This is a genomic window from Candidatus Cloacimonadota bacterium (assembly GCA_011372345.1).
GTDB lineage: Bacteria > Cloacimonadota > Cloacimonadia > Cloacimonadales > TCS61 > DRTC01.
Genome location: DRTC01000094.1, coordinates 1 through 5088, shown reverse-complemented (window position 1 = coordinate 5088; position 5088 = coordinate 1). Strand labels below are relative to the sequence as shown.

4 protein-coding genes are annotated in these 5088 nt (G+C 35.9%); 1 reads left to right on the top strand and 3 read right to left on the bottom strand.

What is annotated here, in order from left to right:
- Positions 1-304: 304 nt before the first annotated feature.
- The 3 genes from ENL20_01770 to serC form a co-directional block, all read right to left on the bottom strand.
- Positions 305-2623 carry a PBP1A family penicillin-binding protein gene (locus ENL20_01770; GenBank protein ID HHE37285.1) on the bottom strand — a complete coding sequence of 773 codons (2319 nt, stop codon included), beginning with the start codon at positions 2621-2623 and terminating at the stop codon, positions 305-307.
- Positions 2620-3135, bottom strand: coding sequence for a Gx transporter family protein (locus ENL20_01765; GenBank protein HHE37284.1), 516 nt, complete (start codon positions 3133-3135; stop codon positions 2620-2622). Before ENL20_01765 ends, ENL20_01770 begins: the two co-directional genes overlap by 4 nt.
- Before the next feature lie 65 nt (positions 3136-3200).
- Positions 3201-4283 (bottom strand): 3-phosphoserine/phosphohydroxythreonine transaminase, encoded by a 1083-nt coding sequence (serC, locus tag ENL20_01760; protein HHE37283.1) that lies wholly within the window; start codon positions 4281-4283, stop codon positions 3201-3203.
- A 172-nt stretch (positions 4284-4455) separates the two neighbouring features.
- On the opposite strand from serC, the gene ENL20_01755 reads away from it, so the two are divergent.
- A partial coding sequence (locus ENL20_01755; protein ID HHE37282.1) for a hypothetical protein occupies positions 4456-5088 on the top strand: 633 nt, incomplete at its 3' end.

Here is a 5088-nt window from a genome sequence, read left to right as displayed (position 1 = left end):
TGTCATTACGAGTTTTCTCTTGCTGGCATCAAACGAAGTAATCTCTTTCGTATCATTATGTTAGAGTTGGAGATTGCTTCGCAAGAATTCCTTTGTAAGATACCTCGCAATGACTTTTTCAATAGTTGCAGAATCCTTTCTGTTTCTTTAAAGGATTCTTCAAAATGAAAAAATAAGTGTCTTTCTGAGGTTTTCTCTTTCCTGAAAGAGACGGTATCTAACAGAAGTAATCTTCCAAAGAATCTCATTATCAGAGGAGTTCCTTCGAGAGAAAAGCAAGAAAAAATACTCAGGATGACAAATATCATTCTGTTGTCTTAATGTAATTCGGAGCATTGATCAGCAGGCTGTCAGGTCTTGTTACATACTCTTTATTTTTTATGATCAAAGCACCTCTCAAATCGATCGGAGCCGGTTCGTGTCTGGGAACAAGCTCTTCATATTCCGGATTCAGACTATCAGGATGGATCGTCACATAAATAATGGAATCCGGATAAATATATCTTTTCCCACCCAGATCATAAACCAGTGAATCCATCTTATTTTCACGATATATTGTCGGATAAAAATTATAATTCAAACTATCTGAAAGCGGTGTTGGTTCTGTTCCGGCAATAAAAATTTCATCGATCGTTTCTTCAAATCTATTTTTAGGAAGCAATCCTGTTTCTTTAGAAATTTTAACAGTTATGATCCCTTCCGGTTTTTCAAATTGGTATTTCGAACCATCAATTATCGGCTTACCTTTACTATTTTGGGGAGAATCCAATTCCACCGCTTTTTTCATTATGTAGGGCCAGGTTGGAAGAGCAGCAATTGCTCCGGATTGCTTTTTCCCCAAAGTGGAAAAGTCGTCGAATCCCACCCAGACTCCAGTAACCAGTTTTCTGTTATAACCGATAAACCAGGCATCGCGAAAATCATCGGTTGTTCCTGTTTTTCCGGCTGCTGTCCATTTGTAAATACAACCCGGCTGCCAGCGAACTCCTTGTCCGGTTCCTTCATCCACTACAGATTCCATCATACTTGCCATCAAATATGCTATCTTCTCATCGATTACCTCAATCTTTTCAATCTTTGCAGTTTCCAGGATATTTCCTTTATTATCCTCGACTCTTCGAATAAAAATAGGTTTAACTCTTTCTCCTCCATTTGGAAATGTCGTGTAAGCAGATATCAATTCAAAAGGAAATACAACTTCTGTTCCCACAGCGATTGAATAGCTCGGGTAAACTCTGGTCGTAATTCCGAATCGCTTTGCATTTTCGGTAACTTTTCTGGGTCCAACATCATAGATCATTTTGATAGCATAAATATTTCGAGACTTCATCAAGGCATTCCGCATCCTGATATATCCGAAATTTTGCAGGGAATAATTATGCGGTTTATAAAAAATTGTATCACTTTGGATAAAAGTGATATTCTCGTCTTTAATCACAGTTGCAGGAGTATATCCGTTTTGCAGAGCAGTCGAATAGAGGATTGGTTTGAAAGAAGATCCAGGTTGTCGTTTTGCCTGCATCATCCGATTGAATTTGCTGTGTTTAAAACTCCGACCACCGATCATAACACTGACATAACCTGTTTCCGGTTCGATTGAAAATACTCCACCTTGCACATAGGGAGTAACGATATCCGTCGTGTCAGCAGGAAAATCTGCAAATTTGAATTCATATTTGTTTTTCTCTTCAAATTTCGTCAGGTTCATATTAAGGATAGAATCAGCGTAAGTCTGTAATTCAGTATCAAGAGTTGTATAGATTTTCAGTCCACCGGTAAAAAGTTTCGTTGTTCCATATTTTTTTTCCAGAATCTGTCTGATATATTCGATATAATAATCGTCTGTTCCACTCCTGCTTTTCTGCTGATGAAGAATTATTTCCGAATTTTTAGCTTCCTCATATTCCTGCTGGGTGATAACATTTTCCTCAAGCATTCTTTTTAGAACAATGTTTCTTCGTTTTAAAGCTCTTTCCGGATAACGAAAAGGATAATACGCACTCGGCAGTTGCGGCATACCAATGATCAAAGCAGCTTCGGGAATGTTCAAATCCTTAGCTTTCTTATTGAAATATTTTGCAGATGCAACTTCGATTCCATACAATCCAGGACCAAAAGGAGATTTATTCAGATATAATTCTAAAATCTCTTCCTTTGAATAATGTCTTTCTATCCGAATAGCAAGCAGCAATTCTTTGATCTTGCGGGGAATCTGTTTATCCAGTGTTAAGAACATATTCCGAGCGAGTTGCTGAGTGATCGTACTTGCACCCTGTGAAAAACTTCCTTTAGAAATATCGATCAATATAGCCCGGAGAAAACCAATTAAATCCATTCCCCAATGATTGTAAAAATTCTTATCCTCAACTGCAATCATTCCTTTTTTCAGAAAATCCGGCAATTCATTGAGATTTGTTAGTTGTCTGCGTTCAAAAGAAAAAGTATGGATCAAATTATCATGTCTGTCGAAAACTTCAGAACCGATTTTCAGATCATAATGTTGAAGTTCGGAAAGTGGTGGTAGTTCATTGCTGTAATAATGAAATAAGCCAAATCCAATCCCGGCAAAAAACAAAATCAAAATAACGAGAATGAACAAAATCTTTAAAACTTTTTTTTTCATATTTTCCCTAAAAACTCGATCCTGTTAATAAATAAATGAGCTAAAAATCCGGTAATAATCCCGGTTATGATTCCCATCAAAATTAAAATTGGTGCTAAATAAAAAATTGAATCTTCTTTTATCAATAAAAATCTGACAATTGAAATTTGAGCTAAATTATGAAAAACTGCACCCAAAATACTGATCCCGATGATACTGAAATTTATTTTTGTTTTGAGAAATAAAAACATCACCAATAGCGAACAGATACTTCCGGATAAAGATAGTATGGTTGTAGGACTCAATAAAGTTCCGGAGAAAAAACCTCCGATCAGAGTTTTACTGACGGCTACGATAAAGGCATTCTTGAAATTATAAACAAAAAGTAAAATCAAGATCACAATATTTGCCAGACCGAATTTCATAAAAGGTAAAGGTTTTGGGATGAAATTCTCGACAACATAAATTGTAATTGCAAATGCAGTGAAGAAAGCCAGTCTGGTGGCAGGATGTGAGATTCCAGTTATCTCCATTTTTTATCAAATGAATAAAACTTGCCAAATTTCAAAAATTTGGCAAGTTTCTCATCCATAAATCTTTATTGATTCTTCTTTTCAAAATCCAGCATAAATTGAGCAAGATCCTGAGCAGCTTTCATAGGTAATGAATTATAAAGCGAAGCTCGACAACCTCCTACACTTCTATGACCTTTGAGTCCGATCATTCCATTTTCTGCTGCTTCAGCAATGAATTTCTTTTCCAAATCTTCGGTCGGTAACCTGAAAGGAATGTTCATCAAAGAACGATCTTCTTTGACAACTGTTCCTTGATAAAAATCAGAATTATCTAAGATATTATAGAGATAATTTGCTTTTTCGATATTGTATTTTTCACGAGCTTCCAAACCACCGTTTTTCTCAATCCAATTGAGGACTTTCCCAACTACATAAATTGCAAAAGCAGGCGGAGTATTGAACATCGAGCCTTTATCAATATGAGTTTTGTAATCCATCATGGAAGGAAGATTCGGATTAATTTTTTCGATCATATCTTTCCTGATGATGACAAAAGCAACTCCTGCCGGACCGATATTTTTTTGAGCTCCACCGTAGATCATCGAATATTTATGAAAATCCAACGGTTTACTCAAAAAATTGGATGACATATCAGCAATCAAAGGAATCTCTGCCGGAATATCAGGATCGATTTTAAATTCAGTTCCCCTTATCGTATTATTAGTCGTAATATGAAGATAAGCAGGATTTTCCGAAACATCAAACTTTTTCGGGATATAAGTATAACTTTTATCCTCAGAACTGGCAGCAACATGCATCTTCTTCCCGATCTTTTTTGCTTCTTTAAGAGCTTTTGTTGACCAGGCTCCGGTGTCGACATAGTTTGTAATTTTTCCTTCCGGACAGAAATTCAGGGGAATCATATAAAATTGAGTGCTTGCTCCACCGTGTAAATAGAGAACTTCGTATTTGTCCCCCAGATTCATGATCCTTTTCATTGTTTCGACTGCATTATTAATTATTTCTCCATATTCTTTTGAGCGATGGCTCATTTCCATTACGGAAAGTCCTTTGCCTTGATAATCTAAAAGTTCTTCCTGAACTTCCAATAAAACTTCTTCCGGTAAAACAGCCGGACCTGCATTAAAATTGTGAACTCTTGCCATTTTTTCCTCCGTTTATTTTTTTTGGTCAAATTCGATTTGATGTTTTTTTTTGCAAGTTTTTTAAAGGATATTTTAAAATTTTTCATCTTGAATATTTTTCTTGCTAATTTTTTTGCAGGAAATTTTGTGTTTCTGTGTCTTGGAGGATAGATTCTTTTTTTAAGGAGGTATGATGAAAAAGATTTTAAAATTTTCAATTTTGGCGATGCTGTTGTTCTTATTACTTTGGGGATGTGATAAAACAACGGAAGCAAATAACGATCCTCAAACGGATGAAGAAGCGATCAATATGCTTCTCGAAGAAAATGATCCATACTTTACTACCCAAAATCATTATGGAGAAGAAGACACTACCGGAGTCAAAAACGGCGATAGAACCGAGATCAACACATTTTTCTGGTATCGAGAATTGAAACCAAATCCTGAATATCTAATTGATATTCAGATAAATGGAGATTCGGCTTATGTTTCAATTCACGGAGATTATGAAGGAACTCTGAACTTATTCGCTTGGGAAAATGATTCTATTAAAACTTATACCAAAGATTTTACCGATCAGAGTTTGAGGTATGCAATATTCAAACAACTTTTTGATCCAGCAGAAGATCCTGATCATAGAAGAGGTTGGAGACTAACCCATGTTTCAGGTGCAGAAACAGGACCGGAGAATCATACGGTTTATATAGATAGTGTCAGGTTGAATTGCGAAAGTTATCCTGATACGCTGATCATTGATCCTTTAGCAATTTTCTCCAAAGAAGAATTATTTACAGTCATGCCGGAAGAACCTTGTACCTTAACGGTT

What these genes read in the sequence shown, in the direction of transcription:
- serC (HHE37283.1), bottom strand. Translation starts at nt 4,283, where the DNA reads ATGGCAAGAGTTCACAATTTTAATGCAGGTCCGGCTGTTTTACCGGAA.
- ENL20_01770 (HHE37285.1), bottom strand. Translation starts at nt 2,623, where the DNA reads ATGAAAAAAAAAGTTTTAAAGATTTTGTTCATTCTCGTTATTTTGATT.
- ENL20_01765 (HHE37284.1), bottom strand. Translation starts at nt 3,135, where the DNA reads ATGGAGATAACTGGAATCTCACATCCTGCCACCAGACTGGCTTTCTTC.